Raw genomic sequence first — 14,903 nt, 5'->3', positions numbered from 1 at the left:
GCCCGGCGCCCCGCCCGCCGGCCCGGCCGGGGGACCCCAGGTCGCGGGCGGCTGTACCGGGCGGACACGGTCCGTCCAGGTCTTGCCGTCCCACCAGCGCTCGGTGGCGGGCCCGTCACTTGTCTGTCCGGGGTCGGGGTACCACCCGGGAGGAGTCTCCTGCGTCATGCCCCCACCGTATGAGGCGTCGGTGAAAGAGGCATGAGAGGACCCGGAACCGGATGTTCCAGGGGTGGTCGCCCCTGGGCCGCGAAGCAGCACGGCGGCGAGCGGCGAAGCAGCAGCGGACGCGCGTCCCGCGGCTGCTGAGGGAACGTCACCTTCCGTGTGCCCGCCTGCCGTTGACCTCGATGCGGCTGGTGACGGGCCAGGCGCGTCGCCCGGCGGCACCCGGTGTCACCCGTCACGGCAAGAGGTGCCCCGACCACCCCCCACTCGGGCAATCGGACGGCTACGCTCGACGTCAGTACGTCGTTCGGGCGACTTGGGGAGGTAGCGGGATGACGGAGGTACGGCCCACGGCCGCCGCCTCGGCTTCCCTGTGGGAGCGCGACGAGGAGGTCGCCGCCGTCACGCGGGCGGTCGAGATCCTGTGCACGGATCGTTCCTCGCCCGGCGGACTACTGGTCTTCCGCGCCGAGGCCGGACTCGGCAAGACCGCGCTGCTGGCCGAGACCCGCCGCATCGCCGAGGCCCGCGGCTGCACGGTCTGGTCGGCACGCGGCGGCGAGACCCTCAGGTCGGTCCCCTTCAACGTGGTACGGCAACTGCTGCAGCCGGCCCTGGTGTCGATGCTGCCGGAGGAGGCCCGCGAGTACCTCGGCGACTGGTACGACATCGCGGGCCCCGCCCTCGGCATCGCGGAACCGGGCGACCGGCAGGCCGACCCGCAGGGCGTGTGCGACGGCCTGGTCGCGGCCGTGCGCCGGCTCGCCCGCCGGGACTGGCCGCTGGTGCTGCTGATCGACGACGCCCACTGGGCGGACCAGGAGACCCTGCGCTGGCTCGCCGGGCTCGCCGAGCGCATCGACGAGACGTCCGTCCTGGTCGTCGTCACCCGCCGCCCCGAGGAAGCGTCCGGCGCGAGTGCCCGCCACCTCGACACCGTCGCAGCCGCCGCGGACGGCCCCGTGACGACGCTGAGCGCCCTCACCCCGGACGCCACGGCCGGGCTCACCCGTGCCTCCCTGGGAGAACACGCCGACGCCGCGTTCTGCCGCGAGGTCTGGGCCGTCACCGCCGGCAACCCCTACGAGACCGTCGAACTCCTCGCAAGGGTGCGGGACAGCGAACTCGAACCGGTCGAGGGCCGGGCCGGTGAACTGCGCGAACTGAACCGCTCGGCCCGCGGCGGCGGCCTCGTCGCCCGCCTGGAGCAACTCGGCATCGACGCCACCCGGTTCGCCTGGGCCGCAGCCATCCTCGGCACCGGCATCTCCACAGGCCTGGTCGCCAAGCTCGCCACCCTGCGCCCGGACGACGCCCGTCGGTGCGCAGACCTGCTGCGCACCGCCCGCATCCTCACCGCGCCCGATCCGGCGACCGGCCGCAGCGCCGACGGCGACCTGGAGTTCGTCCACCCGCTGATCGCGTCCGCCGTCTACAACTCCATCCCCGACGCCCTGCGCACCGCCATGCACGGCATCGCCGCCCGGATCGTCGCCGACGAGGGACACGGAGCCGCGGCCGCTGCCCGGCACCTCCTGGAGGTGCACCCGGACGACGACGAGGAACTCGTCGGGCAACTGCGCGAGGCCGCCCGCGAGCACCTCGCCGTCGGCGCCCCCGACGCCGCCCGCCGCTGCCTGGAGCGCGCCCTGAAGGAACCGCCCCGGCCCGAGTCGCACCCGCAGGTGCTGTACGAACTGGCCGAGGCCACCTTCCTCACCGCGCCCGCCCGCACCATCGGCCATCTGCGGACCGCGCTCGCCATGCCGGGCCTGCAAGGCGGCCGGCGGGTCGACGCCGTCTTCCGGCTCTCCCAGGCGCTGCTCCACAACGACCAGCTGGAGGAGGCCGTCCGCACGGTCGAGGTGGAGGCCGCACAACTCCAGCCGGGCCCCGACCGGATGCGGTTGCAGGCCGCGCAGTTCATGTGGGAGGGGCTGCACGCCGGTGAGGCCGCCTCACCCGGCCGCTCCCGGCGGCTCGCCGACCTCGCCCGCCCCTGCACCGGCCGGGACAACTCCGAACGGGCCCTGCTCATCCTGCGCGGCTTCGACGCCCTGATGCACGGTGAGAACGCCGAGGAGATCGCCGAGCTGTGCGACCGCGCCCTCGTCAACGGCCGCCTCGCCCCCGGATTCGGCTGGACCGACACCGAGTGGGGCATCGAACTGCTGCTGATGCTGGCCAACGCGTACGGCTTCACCGACCGCCTCGACCGCGCCGAGACCCTCTACAACGAAGCGCTGCGTTCCTACGAGACGGCCGGCTGGAGCGGTGGTCACCTCGCCCTGGCCCACGCATACGTCGGGATCGGCCACCGCAGGCGGGGTCGTCTCAAGGAGGCGGAGGCGTCCCTGCGCGAGGCGCTGCGCCTCGCCGAGCGCGTCGGCCGTGGCCTGCCCCTGTACTGGTCGGCGACGTGCAGCCTCGTCGACACCCTGCTCGCCCGCGGCCATGTCGAGCAGGCCTGGGACGTCGCCGAACAGCACGGCTTCGCCCCGCCCTACCCGTCCACCATCGTCCTGCCCGATCCACGTTCGGTGCGCGGTCGGCTGCTGCTGGCCGTCGGCCGCATCAAGGACGGCATCAACGAACTGGAGGCCGCGGAGAAGGCGGCGGCGGCCCGCGGCCACCACAACCCGGTGCTCGTCCCCTGGGCGGCCGACCTCGCCCGCGCCCTCAGCACCGAGGACCCGGCCCGCGCCGCCCGGCTCGCCGTAGACGTCCGCCGCCGAGCCGAGCGCTTCGGTTCGGACACGGCGATAGGAGAGGCCCTGCGCTGCGCCGCCGACCTGGAGACCGGCCAGCGAGCGGTCCGGCTCTACGCCCAGGCGGTCACGTACCTGGAGGCCTCGCCCTGCCAGTACGAACACGCGGCGGCCCGCATCGAACTCGGCATCGCCGCCCGCTCGACGGCCGACCTGCGCCGCGGCCTGGACCTGGCGGTCTCCTGCGGGGCCGACGGGCTGGCGGATCGGGCGCGTGCCGCGCTCAAGGCCGGTGTCGGCCCGGCGTAGCCCGGCCACGGACCGGCGGCGAACCTCTCAGCGAAGGCGCGAAGGCGCGAAGGCGCGAAGGCGACGTGACGTGACGCGACGCGAAGGCGACGTGGCGGCCAGGACCCGACATGGCGCCCCGCCGGCCCTCAAGCCGTGCCCTCCTCCTCCGCCAGTACCCGCTGAGCCGTCGCGAACGCCGAGTTCGCCGCCGGCACCCCGCAGTACACCGCCGTCTGGAGCAGCACCGCGCCGATCTCCTCCGGGGTGAGGCCGTTGCGGCGGGCCGCGCGGACGTGCATGCCCAGCTCGTCGTAGTGGCCGTGGGCGACCAGGGCCGTGAGGGTGATCATGCTGCGCTCGCGGCGCGAGAGGGTCGGGTCGGTCCAGATCTCGCCCCAGGCGTAGCGCGAGATGAAGTCCTGGAAGCGGGCCGTGAACGGAGTCTGCCGGTCCTGCGCCCGGTCGACGTGGGCATCGCCGAGCACCTCGCGCCGTACCGCCACCCCCAGGAGTGCCCCCTGGCCGAAGTGGGCGCGCAGGGCGGTCAGCACTGCCTCCGGGCACTGCGCGGGCGCCAGGTGCGAGGCGCCCGGCAGCTCCACGAGCGTCGCGCCCGGCACGGCGTCGGCGATCTCCCGCAGATGCGCGGGCGGCGTCGCGGGATCCTCGCGACCGGCGATCAGCAGGGCCGGTACGGCGATCTCCGCGAGCCGGTCCCGCAGGTCGAACGCGGCGAGTGCGTCACAGCAGGCGGCGTATGCCTCGGGGTCGGCGTCCCGGTGGTCCCGGACCAGGCGCGGCACACTGAAGCCGTCGGCGAACCAGCGTGCGCCGGCGTTCTCCGCCAGTCCGGCCAGCCCCTCCCTCCGCACCAGCGCGGCCCGCTCCTCCCACGGCGCGGAACCGTTGAAGTGCGCCGACGAGCAGATCACGGCCAGTGACGACAGCCGCTGCGGATGGTGCACCGCGAGATGCAGCCCCACGGCCCCGCCCAGTGACACGCCCGCATACGCGAACCGTTCGATGCCGAGCGAGTCGGCGAGCGCCAGCACCAGCCCGGCGAGGTCGCCGACCGTCGCGCCCGCCCCGATGAGGCCGGCGGCCGAACCGCCGTGCCCCGGCAGGTCCCAGCGGACCACCCGATGGCCGGCCGACAGCTCGGGCGCCACCTCGTCCCACAGGGCGTACGAGGTGCCGAGCGAGGGGCCGAGCAGCAGCGGGGGAGCGGAGGAGGGTCCTTCGGCACGGTGGTTCAGGAGTGTCAACGTCGCTCCAGGGCACGGTCGGTGAGGGCCCCGGCGGAGCCCGTGTAGTGGGTCGGATCGAGGTCGGCGTCCGCGAGCTCCGGTGCCTCGGCGAGCGGGCGCCCCTCCGCGGCCAGCCGTGTGAGGAGTTCCCTGGCGCGGGTGCGGCCCAGCACCGGGGCCAGTTCGGCGGACAGTCGCTCGGAGACGATGAACCCGTTGGTGAGGTCCAGGTGTTCGCGCATGATCCCGGGCCTGACCCGCAGTCCCTCCGCCAGCTCGGCGGCGTCCCGGGCGGCCCCGCCGACCAGCCGCAGCAGGTCCCGCAGCGGCTCCCACTCGGCGTGCCAGGCCCCCGCCGGACGTTCGTCCTCGGCGGCCATGGCCCCGTACAGCGTGGCCGCGAGCTGCGGTGCCCGCCGCGCGGCGGAGGCGATCAGGGTGGACCGTACGGGATTGGACTTGTGCGGCATGGCGGACGAACCCCCGCCGCTGCCCTCCACGACCTCGGCGATCTCGGTGCGCGACAGGGTGAGGACGTCCACCGCGACCTTGCCGAGCGCGCCGGCGGTGAAGGCCAGGCATGCGGCGAGGTCACCGATCGGCGTCCGCAGGGTGTGCCAGGGCAGATCTGGCGCCCGCAGCCCGAGTTCCCAGGCGTACGCCTCCGGCAGCCCGGCCGGGTCGCTAGCGCCGTACGCGCCGAAGGCCGCCAGCGTCCCGGCCGCACCGCCGAGTTGGGCCGGCAACGACTCGCGGACGGCTTTCACCCGGTCCCGCGCGTCCAGCATCAGGGACCGCCACCCGGCCGCCTTCAGCCCGAACGTGGTCGGTACGGCGTGCTGGGTGAGGGTCCGCCCCGGCATCGCGGTGTCGCGGTGCTCGGCGGCCAGCCGGGCGAGGGCCCGCTCGGTGCGGCCGAGGTCGGCGAGGACCAGGCCGAGGGTCCGTGAGGCGACCAGCATCGTCGCCGTGTCCACGATGTCCTGGCTGGTCGCGCCCCGGTGGACGTAGCGGCCGTAGGTCTCGCCCACGGCCTTCGTCAGATCCGTGACCAGCGGGATGACGGGATTGCCGCCCGTGCGGGCCCGCCCGGCGAGGGAGACCGCGTCGAAGGCGCCACCGGCCGCCTCGGTCACCGCCGTCGCCGCCGCGGCCGGGGCGAGCCCCAAAGCGGCCTGCGCGCGGGTCAGCGCGGCCTCCGCGTCCAGCAGCGCCCGCAGATACGCGTGGTCGCCCGTGGCCGCCGCGGCCGCCGAACCGGCCCACCCGGGGGCCAGCAGTCCGGTGTCGCCTGAGGGAGATGTCACTGGAACTCCAGGAAGACCGTCTCGCCCTCACCCTGAAGGCGGATGTCGAAACGGTACGTGCCGTCCCCCTCCGCGGCGGCGATCAGCGTGTCGCGGCGGGCGTCCGCCAGCCCGGCCAGCAGCGGATCGGCGGCGAGCGCCGCCGCGTCGCCCGGCAGGTAGGTCCGGGTGTACAGGTGCACGAGCAGCCCGCGCGCGAACACGCACACGCTCAGGTACGGGGCGTTGCGCCCGCGGGCGCCGGGCCGCAGCGTCCGCGCGTACCAGCGACCGCTCGCGTCGGTCTGGATCCGTCCCCAGCCCGTGAACTCCACGCCGTCGCGCCCGAGGAAGCCGCCCGAGGCCGGGTCGCGCCGCATCGAGCCGTCGGCCGTCGGCAGGTTGCCGTCGGGGTCCGGGCCCCACAGCTCGATCAGGGCGTCGGGCAGGGGTGTGCCCTCGCCGTCGGTGACGCAGCCGTGCACGGTGATGGTGTCCGGGTGCCCGACGGGGGCGATGTCCTCGCCGCCGCGGAACGGCAGGGCGTGGCCGTAGAACGGGCCGACGGTGTGCGAGGGCGTGGGCAGCACACTGTCCGGCCGACTGGTGTCGATCCTCGTCATGACTGGTCAGCGCCCTTCTTCGATCCAGGTGGCCTGCGGGCCGTCCAGCACGATGTCCCAGTGGTAACCCATCGAGAACTCCGGCACCGAAAGGCTGTGGTCGTACGTCGCGACCAGCCGCTGCCGGGCCGCGTCGTCCGTCACGGACTGGATGATCGGGTCGTAGGGGAACAGCGGGTCGCTCGGGAAGTACATCTGCGTCACGAGCCGCTGGGTGAACGCCGTGCCGAACAGCGAGAAGTGGATGTGCGCCGGCCGCCAGGCGTTGACGTGCTGGCGCCACGGGTAGGGGCCCGGCTGGACGGTGGTGAAGCGGTACCGGCCGTCGTCGTCGGTGAGCGTGCGGCCCACACCGGTGAAGTTGGGGTCCAGCGGGGCGTCGTGCTGCTCGCGCCGGTGGGCGTACCGGCCCGCCGAGTTGGCCTGCCAGATCTCCACGAGCTGGCCGCGGACCGGGCGGCCGTCGCGGTCCAGGAGCTGTCCGGAGACGGTGATGCGCTCACCGATCGGCTCTCCGGCGTGCTGCCGGGTGAGGTCGTTGTCGATCTCGGTGATGTCCCGCTCCCCGAAGGCGGGGGAGAACAGCTCCACCAGCTCGGGATCCTTGCTGACGTCGATCGTGACCGGCGGCTGCTTGGGGTGCCGGAGCACCGATGACCGGTAGGGCGCGTAGTCACGCCGGGGCTGGTGCTCGACGGGCCCTCCGTCGGCGAGCCGCTTCTCGTACGCGGCGTGTTTGGCCGCGATCTCCTGGTCGATGTCGTGCTGCGTGAGAGTCATGAGGGTCCCTGAAGGTTCTTACGGTTGTCGTCGACGGGGCGAGGAGCGCGCCCTGACGGGGCGCGGGGCTGGATCGATATGCGGCTCCGCCGCGCGGGCGCGACCAGCCACGAACAGCCCGCAGCCGCGCGGAACGCTCAGCGTTCCAGAACGAGAGCGAGCCCTTGACCCACCCCGATGCACAGCGTGGCGACACCGACTCCGCGGCCCCGCCGGGCCAGCTGATGGGCCACCGTCCCGGCCAGCCGTGCCCCGGACGCCCCCAGAGGATGACCGAGGGCGATCGCTCCGCCCTGCGCATTGAGGATCGCGGGATCGAACTCGGGCCACTCGGCCACACATCCGAGCACCTGCGCGGCGAACGCCTCGTTCAGCTCCAGCACGGACAGGTCGCCGAACCCCTTGCCAGCCTTGGCCAGCGCCCGGTTGACCGCCTCCACGGGCGCCAGCCCGAAGTAGTGCGGGTCGGTCGCGGAGACACCCGTGGCACGGACGCGGGCGAGCGGCTCGCGGCCCGTTGCCCTCAACCCCTCGTCGTCGACGAGCAGCAGCGCCGCCGCGCCGTCGTTCAGGGGCGAGGCGTTGCCCGCCGTCACCGTGCCGCCGTCCGTGCGGAACGACGGTTTCAGCCTGGCCATCGCCGCCAGGGAGGCATCCGGGCGGACGCTCTCGTCTGCGGCGAGAACCACGGGCTCGCCCCTGCGCTGCGGAACCGCCACGGGCGCCAGCTCACCGTCGAACAGGCCCTCGGCCTGCGCCCGCGCCGCCTTCTCGTGGCTGCGCAGGGCGAACTCGTCCTGCTGCTCCCGGCCGATCTTGTGCTTGTCCGCGATGAGTTCGGCCGACTCGCCCAGCGGGATCGTCCACTGTGGCTCCATGCGCGGGTTGACCATCCGCCAGCCGAGCGTCGTCGAGTACAGCTCGGTGTGCCCGGCCGGGAAGGGCTTGTCGCTCTTGGGCAGGACGTACGGCGCCCGGGTCATGGACTCGACACCGCCGGCCAGGGCGATGGACGCGTCGCCGAGCGCGATGGCCCGGGCCGCCTGGATCACGGCCTCCAGGCCGGACGCGCACAGCCGGTTGACCGTCACGCCCGGCACGGACGTGGGCAGGCCGGCGAGCAGCGCGGCCATCCGGCCGACGTTGCGGTTCTCCTCGCCGGCCCCGTTGGCGTTGCCGAAGTACACGTCCTCGACCCGGGCCGGGTCCAGCTCCGGTGTGCGGCCGAGGAGTTCGCGGATCGCGTGCGCGGCCAGGTCGTCCGGGCGTACGCCCGCGAGGCCGCCGTTGTAGCGGCCGATCGGCGTGCGCACCGCGTCGACGATGTAGACGTCCTTCACTTCAGGTCCTCCGGCACGGTCAGTTCGGCATCGGTCCTGTTGGCGATCTCCTCGGCGGTCACACCCGGCGCGGTCTCGACCAGGACGAGCCCGGCGTCGGTGACGTCGAGGACGCCCAGGTCGGTGATGATCCGGTTCACGCACCCCTTGCCGGTCAGCGGCAGCGCGCACTCGGTGAGGATCTTGGGGGAGCCGTCCTTGGCGGTGTGTGTCATCACCACGATGACCGTGCGGGCGCCGTGCACCAGGTCCATCGCCCCGCCGATCCCGGTGATCAGCTTGCCGGGGACGGCCCAGTTGGCCAGGTCGCCCCGCTCGGAGACCTGCATGGCACCGAGCACGGCGACGTCGATGTGCCCGCCCCGGATCATCGAGAACGACAGCGCCGAGTCGAAGTAGGAGGCGCCCGGCAGTACCGTCACCGTCTCCTTGCCGGCGTTGATCAGGTCCGGGTCGACTTCGTCCTCGGTGGGGTAGGGGCCGGTGCCCAGGATGCCGTTCTCCGATTCGAGGACGACCTCGACGCCGTCGGGAAGGTGGTTCGGGATCAGCGTCGGCAGGCCGATGCCGAGATTGACGTACTGGCCGTCCCGCAGCTCCCGCGCCGCCCGTGCGGCCATCTCCTCGCGCGTCCAGGCCATCAGGACCTCACCGTCCGCTGCTCGATCTTCTTGTCCGCCGCCTGCCGCGGGGTGAGCGTGAGCACCCGCTGGACGAAGACACCCGGCAGGTGCACCGCGTCCGGGTCGATCTCGCCGGGCTCCACCAGCTCCTCCACCTCGGCGACCGTGATCCGCCCGGCCATCGCGGCCGGCGGGTTGAAGTTCCGGGAGGACTTGTTGAAGACGAGGTTGCCGTGCCGGTCGCCCTTGGCGGCCCGGACCAGGGCGAAGTCGGTGCGGATGCCCCGCTCCAGCACGTACTCGGTGCCGTCGAACTCCCTGACCTCCTTCGGCGGCGAGGCGAGCGCGACCCCGCCCGCACCGTCGTAGCGCCAGGGCAGCCCGCCGTCGGCGACCTGGGTGCCGACGCCGGCCGGGGTGTAGAAGGCCGGGATCCCGGCGCCGCCGGCCCGCAGCCGCTCGGCCAGCGTGCCCTGCGGAATCAGCTCGACCTCCAGCTCGCCGGCCAGGTACTGCCGGGCGAACTCCTTGTTGGCGCCGATGTAGGAGCCGGTGACCCGGGCGATCCGGCCTGCGGCCAGCAGCACCGCGAGGCCCGACTCCATCGCCCCGCAGTTGTTGGAGACCACCGACAGCCCGGCCACGCCGCGCTCGAACAACGCCCCGATCAATACGTTCGGCACACCGCTCAGCCCGAAACCGCCCACCGCGAGCGACGCGCCGTCCGGCACGTCGGCCACCGCCTCCAGGGCCGTGGCGACCACCTTGTCCATCCGAGGAGCCCCATCTCTTCCGAGCGACCCGACCCAATTAATCAGGGCACTGAGTATTTCCGCGAACGGTTCTTCACGCTGCCATCAGGACCGGAGGGGCGTCAAGACCCCTATCGATACGCGTGTGATCCTCTGTGTACGTGGGAGACAGGGTCCCGTGCTGTGAGTATTGTTCAGTGCACCGATGAAATCGACCGAGGGGTGCACATGGCGGCCGCGGACCTCACCACCCACCCCGGGCACCTGGCCCGGCGGCTCCAGCAGGCGCACCACCTGCTGTGGAACGCGATGGTCTCCGAGGAGATCACCTCGCCCCAGTTCGCGGTCCTGAACACCCTCGTCGCCGAGCCTGGCCTGGACCAGCGCACGGTGGGGGAGCGGGTGGGGCTCGACCGGTCCACCATCGCCGAGGTGATCAGCCGGCTCAGCCGGCGCGGGCTGCTCGACAAGGTCCGCGACCCGCAGGACGGCCGCCGCTCCCTGCTGCGCCTCACCGGCGAGGGGGAGCGCACGCACCGCAGGCTGACCGTGCGCACCGCCCGGATGAACCAGGTGTTCCTCGCCCCGCTGACCGTCGACGAGCGGACGGTGTTCTTCGATCTCATCCGGCGGGTCGCGGACGCGGCCGAGGGGCTCCGCAATCCCGAGGAGCCTCTGGCGGCGCCCCGCTGACGGACGCGGCGCGAGCGGGCCGTCAGGGCGTCTCGGAGTACACCACCCACACCTGGCCCTTCGCGAAGTTCACCGGGGTGCCGTCGCGGGTGGTGAAGGAGGTGCCGTCCGTGGCCTTCTCCCGCTTCCAGTTCACGTCCCAGGCCCGCCCGTCGCGCAGCACCGTCGCCTTGCCCGAGCCGACCGTCTCGGTGTACGGCGTGTTGTTGCCGAGGAAGTCCCCGAAGTCGGACTCGCGCACCTTCACGTGCTGCACGACGACCGTCGCGGTCGTCATCCGCTCCCCGCCGGCCGTCGTCGTGGGGGTGCCGTCCATGCCCACCAGCCACCGGTCGCGGGAGTCCGACCAGGTGAAGGTGAAACGGGCCGCCGGGTAGCGCACCGCCCGGGAATCCGTCGCCGTGCCTCCTTCGGGCGCAGGGCCGTAGCGGAAACCGGTGGTCAGGGCGGCCTGGCCGGGGGTCTCGGGCACGATCCGTCCGGGCCGCAGGTAGAGGTTGTGAGGGGCGCTCTTGCCGGAGCCGCGGAAGAAGGCGTCGGCGGCGTTGCCGGGCGTCTGCGCCCGTAGCGGCGCCTTGTCGATCAGTGGCAGGAGCTTCGTCTGCGCGCCGGAGAAGGCGAGCGTGGGGCGGTCGAACTGGCGTAGCAGTTCCAGATCCGACTCGCGTGCGCTGCGCACCGGCCCGACCGTCTCCGGCAACCGGGTCGCGTACACCGCCATCAGCCGGCTCAGCCCGCCCTCGACCTGCTCGGCGTAGACCACGTCCGCGGCGTCGAGGCCCGTGTGCGGACGGGCCGCGGCGGCGTTGTCGATCTTGACGGCGAGGGCGGAGGGGCCGGCCGCCGAGGGGGATGTCCCCTGCTTCGAGTCCTCCGGTGAGCCCCGTCCGTCGTCGGGCGGTCCGCCCCCGCTCGTGCAGCCCGCGGCCAGGGCGGCCGTCAACGTGGCGGCCAGCAGCGCCACCGTCGTCGCGGCGCGCCGTCCGCGCGCTCCTCGTCCCATGCCCACCGTCGCCACCGCGCCTTATGTCATCGATCTGCCTTGATTGTGCGCTTATCTGAACATCGATGGCCATAGTCGATCGTTCCTGGCGGTGAAGTGTCTCGGCGGCGTCCGTCGATCGGCTCAAGGTTCAGCGCGGGCGATCGGGTCAAGGTTTAGCGCGGGCGATCGGCTCAGGCTCAGCGCGGGCGATCGCTCAAGGTTCAGCGCGGGGCGTCCGGGTACCCGGGCCACGCCGTACGACCGACGCGCACGCTGACGGAGGGAGCGCGAGGCGATGAGGGCAGTGACCTGGCAGGGCAAGCGGGACGTGCGGGTGGAGAACGTGCCCGATCCGACGATCCAGGAGCCGACGGACGCGGTCATCCGCATCACCTCCAGCGGGCTGTGCGGATCCGACCTGCACCTGTACGAAGTGCTCACACCGTTCATGACCCCCGGGGACATCCTCGGCCATGAACCCATGGGCATCGTCGAGGAGGTCGGCGCCGGCGTCCCGGACCTGCAGGTGGGGGACCGGGTGGTGGTGCCGTTCCAGATCGCCTGCGGCAGCTGCTGGATGTGTCTGACCGGCCTGCCCACGCAGTGCGAGACCACCCAGGTGCAGGGCGAGGGCATGGGCGCCGCCCTCTTCGGCTACACCCGCCTGTACGGCGCGGTGCCGGGCGCCCAGGCCGAGTACCTGCGCGTACCGCAGGCTCAGTTCGGCCCGATCAAGGTCCCCGAGGGCCCGTCCGACGACCGTTTCGTCTACCTCTCCGACGTCCTGCCCACCGCCTGGCAGGCGGTCGCCTACGCCGGCGTCCCGCAGGGCGGCAGCGTCGCCGTGCTCGGTCTCGGCCCCATCGGCGACATGGCCTGCCGCGTCGCCCAGGTGCAGGGTGCCGGACGGGTGTTCGGCGTCGACCTGGTCCCGGAGCGGCTGCGCCGGGCGAAGGCTCGGGGCGTGGAGACCTTCGACCTGCGGTCCTTCGACGACGAGAAGGAACTCGTCGAGGCGATCCGCGACCAGACCGACGGCCGTGGCCCCGACGCCGTGATCGACGCCGTCGGCACCGAGGCCCACGGCAGCGCTGCCGCGCGTATGGTGCAGAACGCCGCCGCGATCCTGCCCCGCAAGATCGGCGGCCCGATCGCCGAGCGCTTCAGCATCGACCGCCTCGCCGCGCTCTATACCGCCATCGACCTGGTGCGCCGCGGCGGCACCATCTCGCTGTCCGGTGTCTACGGCGGCATGGCGGACCCGATGCCGCTGCTCACCCTGTTCGACAAGCAGATCCAGCTGAGGATGGGCCAGGCCAACGTCCGCCGCTGGACCGACGAGATCATCCCGTACCTGACCGACGAGGACCCCCTCGGCGTGGACGACTTCGCCACCCACCGGGTGCCGCTGTCGGAGGCTCCGCACGCGTACGAGATGTTCCAGCGCAAGCAGGACGGCGCGGTCAAGGTCCTGATGCAGCCATGAGCCCTGCCGGGCATAGCCGGAACCGCTAGCCGCCGAGGATCTCCGCCAGGTCGTAGCGGACCGGCTCCTCCAGCTGCGCGTACGTGCAGCTCTCGGGGGTCCGGTCCGGGCGCCAGCGGCGGAAGCGGGCCGTGTGCCGGAAACGCTGCCCGTTCTCCATGTGGTCGTACGCCACCTCGGCCACCCGGTCCGGCCGCAGCGGCACCCACGACAGGTCCTTGCGGCCCGACCAGCGGCTCGGCGCCCCCGGTAGCCGGGCCGTCTCGTGGGCGGCCTCCTCGGACCACGCCGCCCATGGATGCCCCGTCACGTCGTCCAGGCGGAGCGGCTCCAGTTCCTCCACCAGCTCGGCGCGGCGCTTCATCGTGAAGGCGGCGGACACGCCCACGTGCTGGAGGGCGCCCCGGTCGTCGTACAGGCCGAGCAGCAGCGACCCCACGACCGGGCCGCTCTTGTGCAGGCGGTACCCGGCGACCACGACGTCCGCCGTCCGCTCGTGCTTGATCTTGAACATGGCGCGCTGATCAGGCCGGTAGTGCACGGTCAGCGGCTTGGCGATGACACCGTCGAGCCCGGCCCCCTCGTACTCCTCGAACCACTGCCGCGCCACCTCGATGTCGGTGGTGGCGGGCGCCAGGTGCACCGGCGCGCGCACCCCGGCCAGCGCCCCGGCCAGCCGCTCCCGGCGCTCGGTCAGCGGGACGTCCATCAGCGGCTCGTCGCCCAGCGCCAGCAGATCGAACACGACGAGCGAAGCCGGTGTCCGCTCGGCCAGCGTCCGCACCCGCGAGTCCGCCGGGTGGATCCGCTCCGTCAGCGCGTCGAAGTCCAGGTGCCCCTCCCGCGCGATCACGATCTCCCCGTCCACCACGCACCGCTGGGGCAACCGCTCCCGCACGGCCGTCACCAGCTCGGGGAAGTACCTGGTCAGAGGCTTTCCGGTACGACTGCCCAGTTCGATCTCGTCCCCGTCGCGAAATACGATCGCCCGGAACCCGTCCCACTTCGCCTCGTACTGCATCCCCGCGGGGATCGCCGCCACGGACTTGGCGAGCATCGGCAGGACTGGGGGCATCACCGGCAGATCCATGGATCGATTCTGCGCCGATATGCCAGTAGGTGCCCGATGTGCGAGGTATGCGGGCGACGCCTACGGTGGCGGGCATGGGTGACGCGGTGGAACTGGAGGTGGACGGCCGGACCGTACGGCTGTCCAGCCCGGACAAGATGTTCTTCCCGGAGCGCGGCTTCACGAAGCTGGACCTCGCCCGCTACTACATCGCCGTCGGCCCCGGCATCCTGCGCGCCCTGCGCGACCGGCCGACCACCCTGGAGCGCTACCCCGAGGGCGTGACCGGCGAGAACTTCTTCCAGAAGCGGGCGCCGAAGAACATGCCCGGCTGGATCCCGACCGCGCACATCACCTTCCCCAGCGGCCGCAGCGCCGACGAGATGTGCCCCACCGAGGCCGGAGCGGTCGTGTGGGCCGCCCAGTTCGGCACGCTCACCTTCCACCCCTGGCCGGTACGCCGCGACGACGTCGACCACCCGGACGAGCTCCGCATCGACCTCGACCCGCAGCCCGGCACCGACTACGACGACGCCGCCCGCGCCGCCCACGAACTACGGGCCGTGCTCCACGAGTTCGGCGGGCTGCGTGGCTTCCCCAAGACCTCGGGAGGCCGGGGCCTGCACGTCTTCGTGCCCATCGCACCGCGCTGGACCTTCACCCAGGTCCGGCGCGCCGCCATCGCCGTCGGCCGGGAGATGGAACGGCGGATGCCCGAGCACGTGACCATCAAGTGGTGGAAGGAGGAGCGGGGCAGACGCATCTTCATCGACTACAACCAGACGGCACGCGACCGCACGATCGCCTCCGCCTACTCCGTACGCCCCCGCCCGCACGCCCCCGTCTCCGCAC

Annotated in this window: 14 protein-coding genes; 4 read left to right on the top strand and 10 right to left on the bottom strand. The window is 72.8% G+C overall.

Annotation, left to right across the window (positions count from 1 at the left end; translation table 11 throughout):
- A partial coding sequence (locus C1J00_RS23610; RefSeq protein WP_146046242.1) for a DUF2510 domain-containing protein occupies positions 1 to 168 on the bottom strand: 168 nt, incomplete at its 3' end.
- 332 nt (positions 169 to 500) lie between these two features.
- Between C1J00_RS23610 and C1J00_RS23605 the strand changes: the two genes are divergently transcribed.
- Complete coding sequence (locus C1J00_RS23605; RefSeq protein ID WP_102911059.1) at positions 501 to 3,185, top strand: ATP-binding protein; 2,685 nt, start codon at positions 501 to 503, stop codon at positions 3,183 to 3,185.
- Positions 3,186 to 3,313: 128 nt separating this feature from the next.
- Here C1J00_RS23605 and pcaDC read toward each other — a convergent pair whose 3' ends face one another.
- The 7 genes from pcaDC to C1J00_RS23570 all read right to left on the bottom strand — a co-directional run bounded on the left by pcaDC (position 3,314) and on the right by C1J00_RS23570 (position 9,839).
- Positions 3,314 to 4,432: a bifunctional 3-oxoadipate enol-lactonase/4-carboxymuconolactone decarboxylase PcaDC gene (pcaDC, locus tag C1J00_RS23600; RefSeq protein WP_102911058.1), complete on the bottom strand. Its 1,119-nt coding sequence runs from the start codon at positions 4,430 to 4,432 to the stop codon at positions 3,314 to 3,316.
- Positions 4,429 to 5,721 (bottom strand): 3-carboxy-cis,cis-muconate cycloisomerase, encoded by a 1,293-nt coding sequence (pcaB, locus tag C1J00_RS23595; RefSeq protein WP_102911057.1) that lies wholly within the window; start codon positions 5,719 to 5,721, stop codon positions 4,429 to 4,431. The genes pcaDC and pcaB overlap by 4 nt, the downstream gene beginning before the upstream one ends.
- The gene (pcaG, locus tag C1J00_RS23590) at positions 5,718 to 6,323 is read right to left on the bottom strand and encodes a protocatechuate 3,4-dioxygenase subunit alpha (protein WP_102911056.1); all 606 of its coding nucleotides are present in this window, start codon (positions 6,321 to 6,323) and stop codon (positions 5,718 to 5,720) included. The genes pcaB and pcaG overlap by 4 nt, the downstream gene beginning before the upstream one ends.
- Before the next feature lie 6 nt (positions 6,324 to 6,329).
- Positions 6,330 to 7,103: a protocatechuate 3,4-dioxygenase subunit beta gene (gene pcaH / locus C1J00_RS23585; RefSeq protein ID WP_102911055.1), complete on the bottom strand. Its 774-nt coding sequence runs from the start codon at positions 7,101 to 7,103 to the stop codon at positions 6,330 to 6,332.
- Between the two features lie 137 nt (positions 7,104 to 7,240).
- A complete protein-coding gene (locus C1J00_RS23580; RefSeq protein WP_102911054.1) occupies positions 7,241 to 8,443 on the bottom strand; it encodes a thiolase family protein in 1,203 nt (400 codons plus the stop codon).
- On the bottom strand, positions 8,440 to 9,084 hold the full coding sequence (locus C1J00_RS23575; RefSeq protein ID WP_102911053.1) for a CoA transferase subunit B: 645 nt from the start codon (positions 9,082 to 9,084) through the stop codon (positions 8,440 to 8,442). Before C1J00_RS23575 ends, C1J00_RS23580 begins: the two co-directional genes overlap by 4 nt.
- Positions 9,084 to 9,839: a CoA transferase subunit A gene (locus C1J00_RS23570; protein ID WP_102911052.1), complete on the bottom strand. Its 756-nt coding sequence runs from the start codon at positions 9,837 to 9,839 to the stop codon at positions 9,084 to 9,086. The genes C1J00_RS23575 and C1J00_RS23570 overlap by 1 nt, the downstream gene beginning before the upstream one ends.
- Positions 9,840 to 10,046: 207 nt before the next feature.
- Between C1J00_RS23570 and C1J00_RS23565 the strand changes: the two genes are divergently transcribed.
- Positions 10,047 to 10,511, top strand: a complete 465-nt coding sequence (locus tag C1J00_RS23565; protein ID WP_102911051.1) for a MarR family winged helix-turn-helix transcriptional regulator — start codon at positions 10,047 to 10,049, stop codon at positions 10,509 to 10,511.
- A 22-nt stretch (positions 10,512 to 10,533) separates the two neighbouring features.
- Here C1J00_RS23565 and C1J00_RS23560 read toward each other — a convergent pair whose 3' ends face one another.
- Positions 10,534 to 11,514, bottom strand: coding sequence for a DUF3048 domain-containing protein (locus C1J00_RS23560; RefSeq protein WP_102911060.1), 981 nt, complete (start codon positions 11,512 to 11,514; stop codon positions 10,534 to 10,536).
- A 277-nt stretch (positions 11,515 to 11,791) separates the two neighbouring features.
- Between C1J00_RS23560 and C1J00_RS23555 the strand changes: the two genes are divergently transcribed.
- Positions 11,792 to 12,982, top strand: coding sequence for a zinc-dependent alcohol dehydrogenase (locus C1J00_RS23555; protein ID WP_102911050.1), 1,191 nt, complete (start codon positions 11,792 to 11,794; stop codon positions 12,980 to 12,982).
- 25 nt (positions 12,983 to 13,007) lie between these two features.
- On the opposite strand, the gene C1J00_RS23550 is transcribed toward C1J00_RS23555, so the two are convergent.
- Positions 13,008 to 14,072: an ATP-dependent DNA ligase gene (locus C1J00_RS23550; protein WP_102911049.1), complete on the bottom strand. Its 1,065-nt coding sequence runs from the start codon at positions 14,070 to 14,072 to the stop codon at positions 13,008 to 13,010.
- A 74-nt stretch (positions 14,073 to 14,146) separates the two neighbouring features.
- On the opposite strand from C1J00_RS23550, the gene ligD reads away from it, so the two are divergent.
- The coding region (gene ligD / locus C1J00_RS23545) for a non-homologous end-joining DNA ligase (protein WP_102911048.1) at positions 14,147 to 14,903 on the top strand (757 nt) is incomplete at its 3' end.

Source organism: Streptomyces cahuitamycinicus, assembly GCF_002891435.1.
GTDB classification, from domain to species: Bacteria; Actinomycetota; Actinomycetes; order Streptomycetales; family Streptomycetaceae; genus Streptomyces; species Streptomyces cahuitamycinicus.
Note: the sequence above shows the minus strand (reverse complement) of the source record. Positions and strands in the feature narration are given on the sequence as shown.

Coding starts and splice junctions, on each gene's coding strand:
- C1J00_RS23605 (WP_102911059.1), top strand. CDS start 501: ATGACGGAGGTACGGCCCACGGCCGCCGCCTCGGCTTCCCTGTGGGAG.
- pcaG (WP_102911056.1), bottom strand. CDS start 6,323: ATGACGAGGATCGACACCAGTCGGCCGGACAGTGTGCTGCCCACGCCC.
- pcaH (WP_102911055.1), bottom strand. CDS start 7,103: ATGACTCTCACGCAGCACGACATCGACCAGGAGATCGCGGCCAAACAC.
- C1J00_RS23575 (WP_102911053.1), bottom strand. CDS start 9,084: ATGGCCTGGACGCGCGAGGAGATGGCCGCACGGGCGGCGCGGGAGCTG.
- C1J00_RS23570 (WP_102911052.1), bottom strand. CDS start 9,839: ATGGACAAGGTGGTCGCCACGGCCCTGGAGGCGGTGGCCGACGTGCCG.
- C1J00_RS23565 (WP_102911051.1), top strand. CDS start 10,047: ATGGCGGCCGCGGACCTCACCACCCACCCCGGGCACCTGGCCCGGCGG.
- C1J00_RS23560 (WP_102911060.1), bottom strand. CDS start 11,514: ATGGGACGAGGAGCGCGCGGACGGCGCGCCGCGACGACGGTGGCGCTG.
- C1J00_RS23555 (WP_102911050.1), top strand. CDS start 11,792: ATGAGGGCAGTGACCTGGCAGGGCAAGCGGGACGTGCGGGTGGAGAAC.
- C1J00_RS23550 (WP_102911049.1), bottom strand. CDS start 14,072: ATGGATCTGCCGGTGATGCCCCCAGTCCTGCCGATGCTCGCCAAGTCC.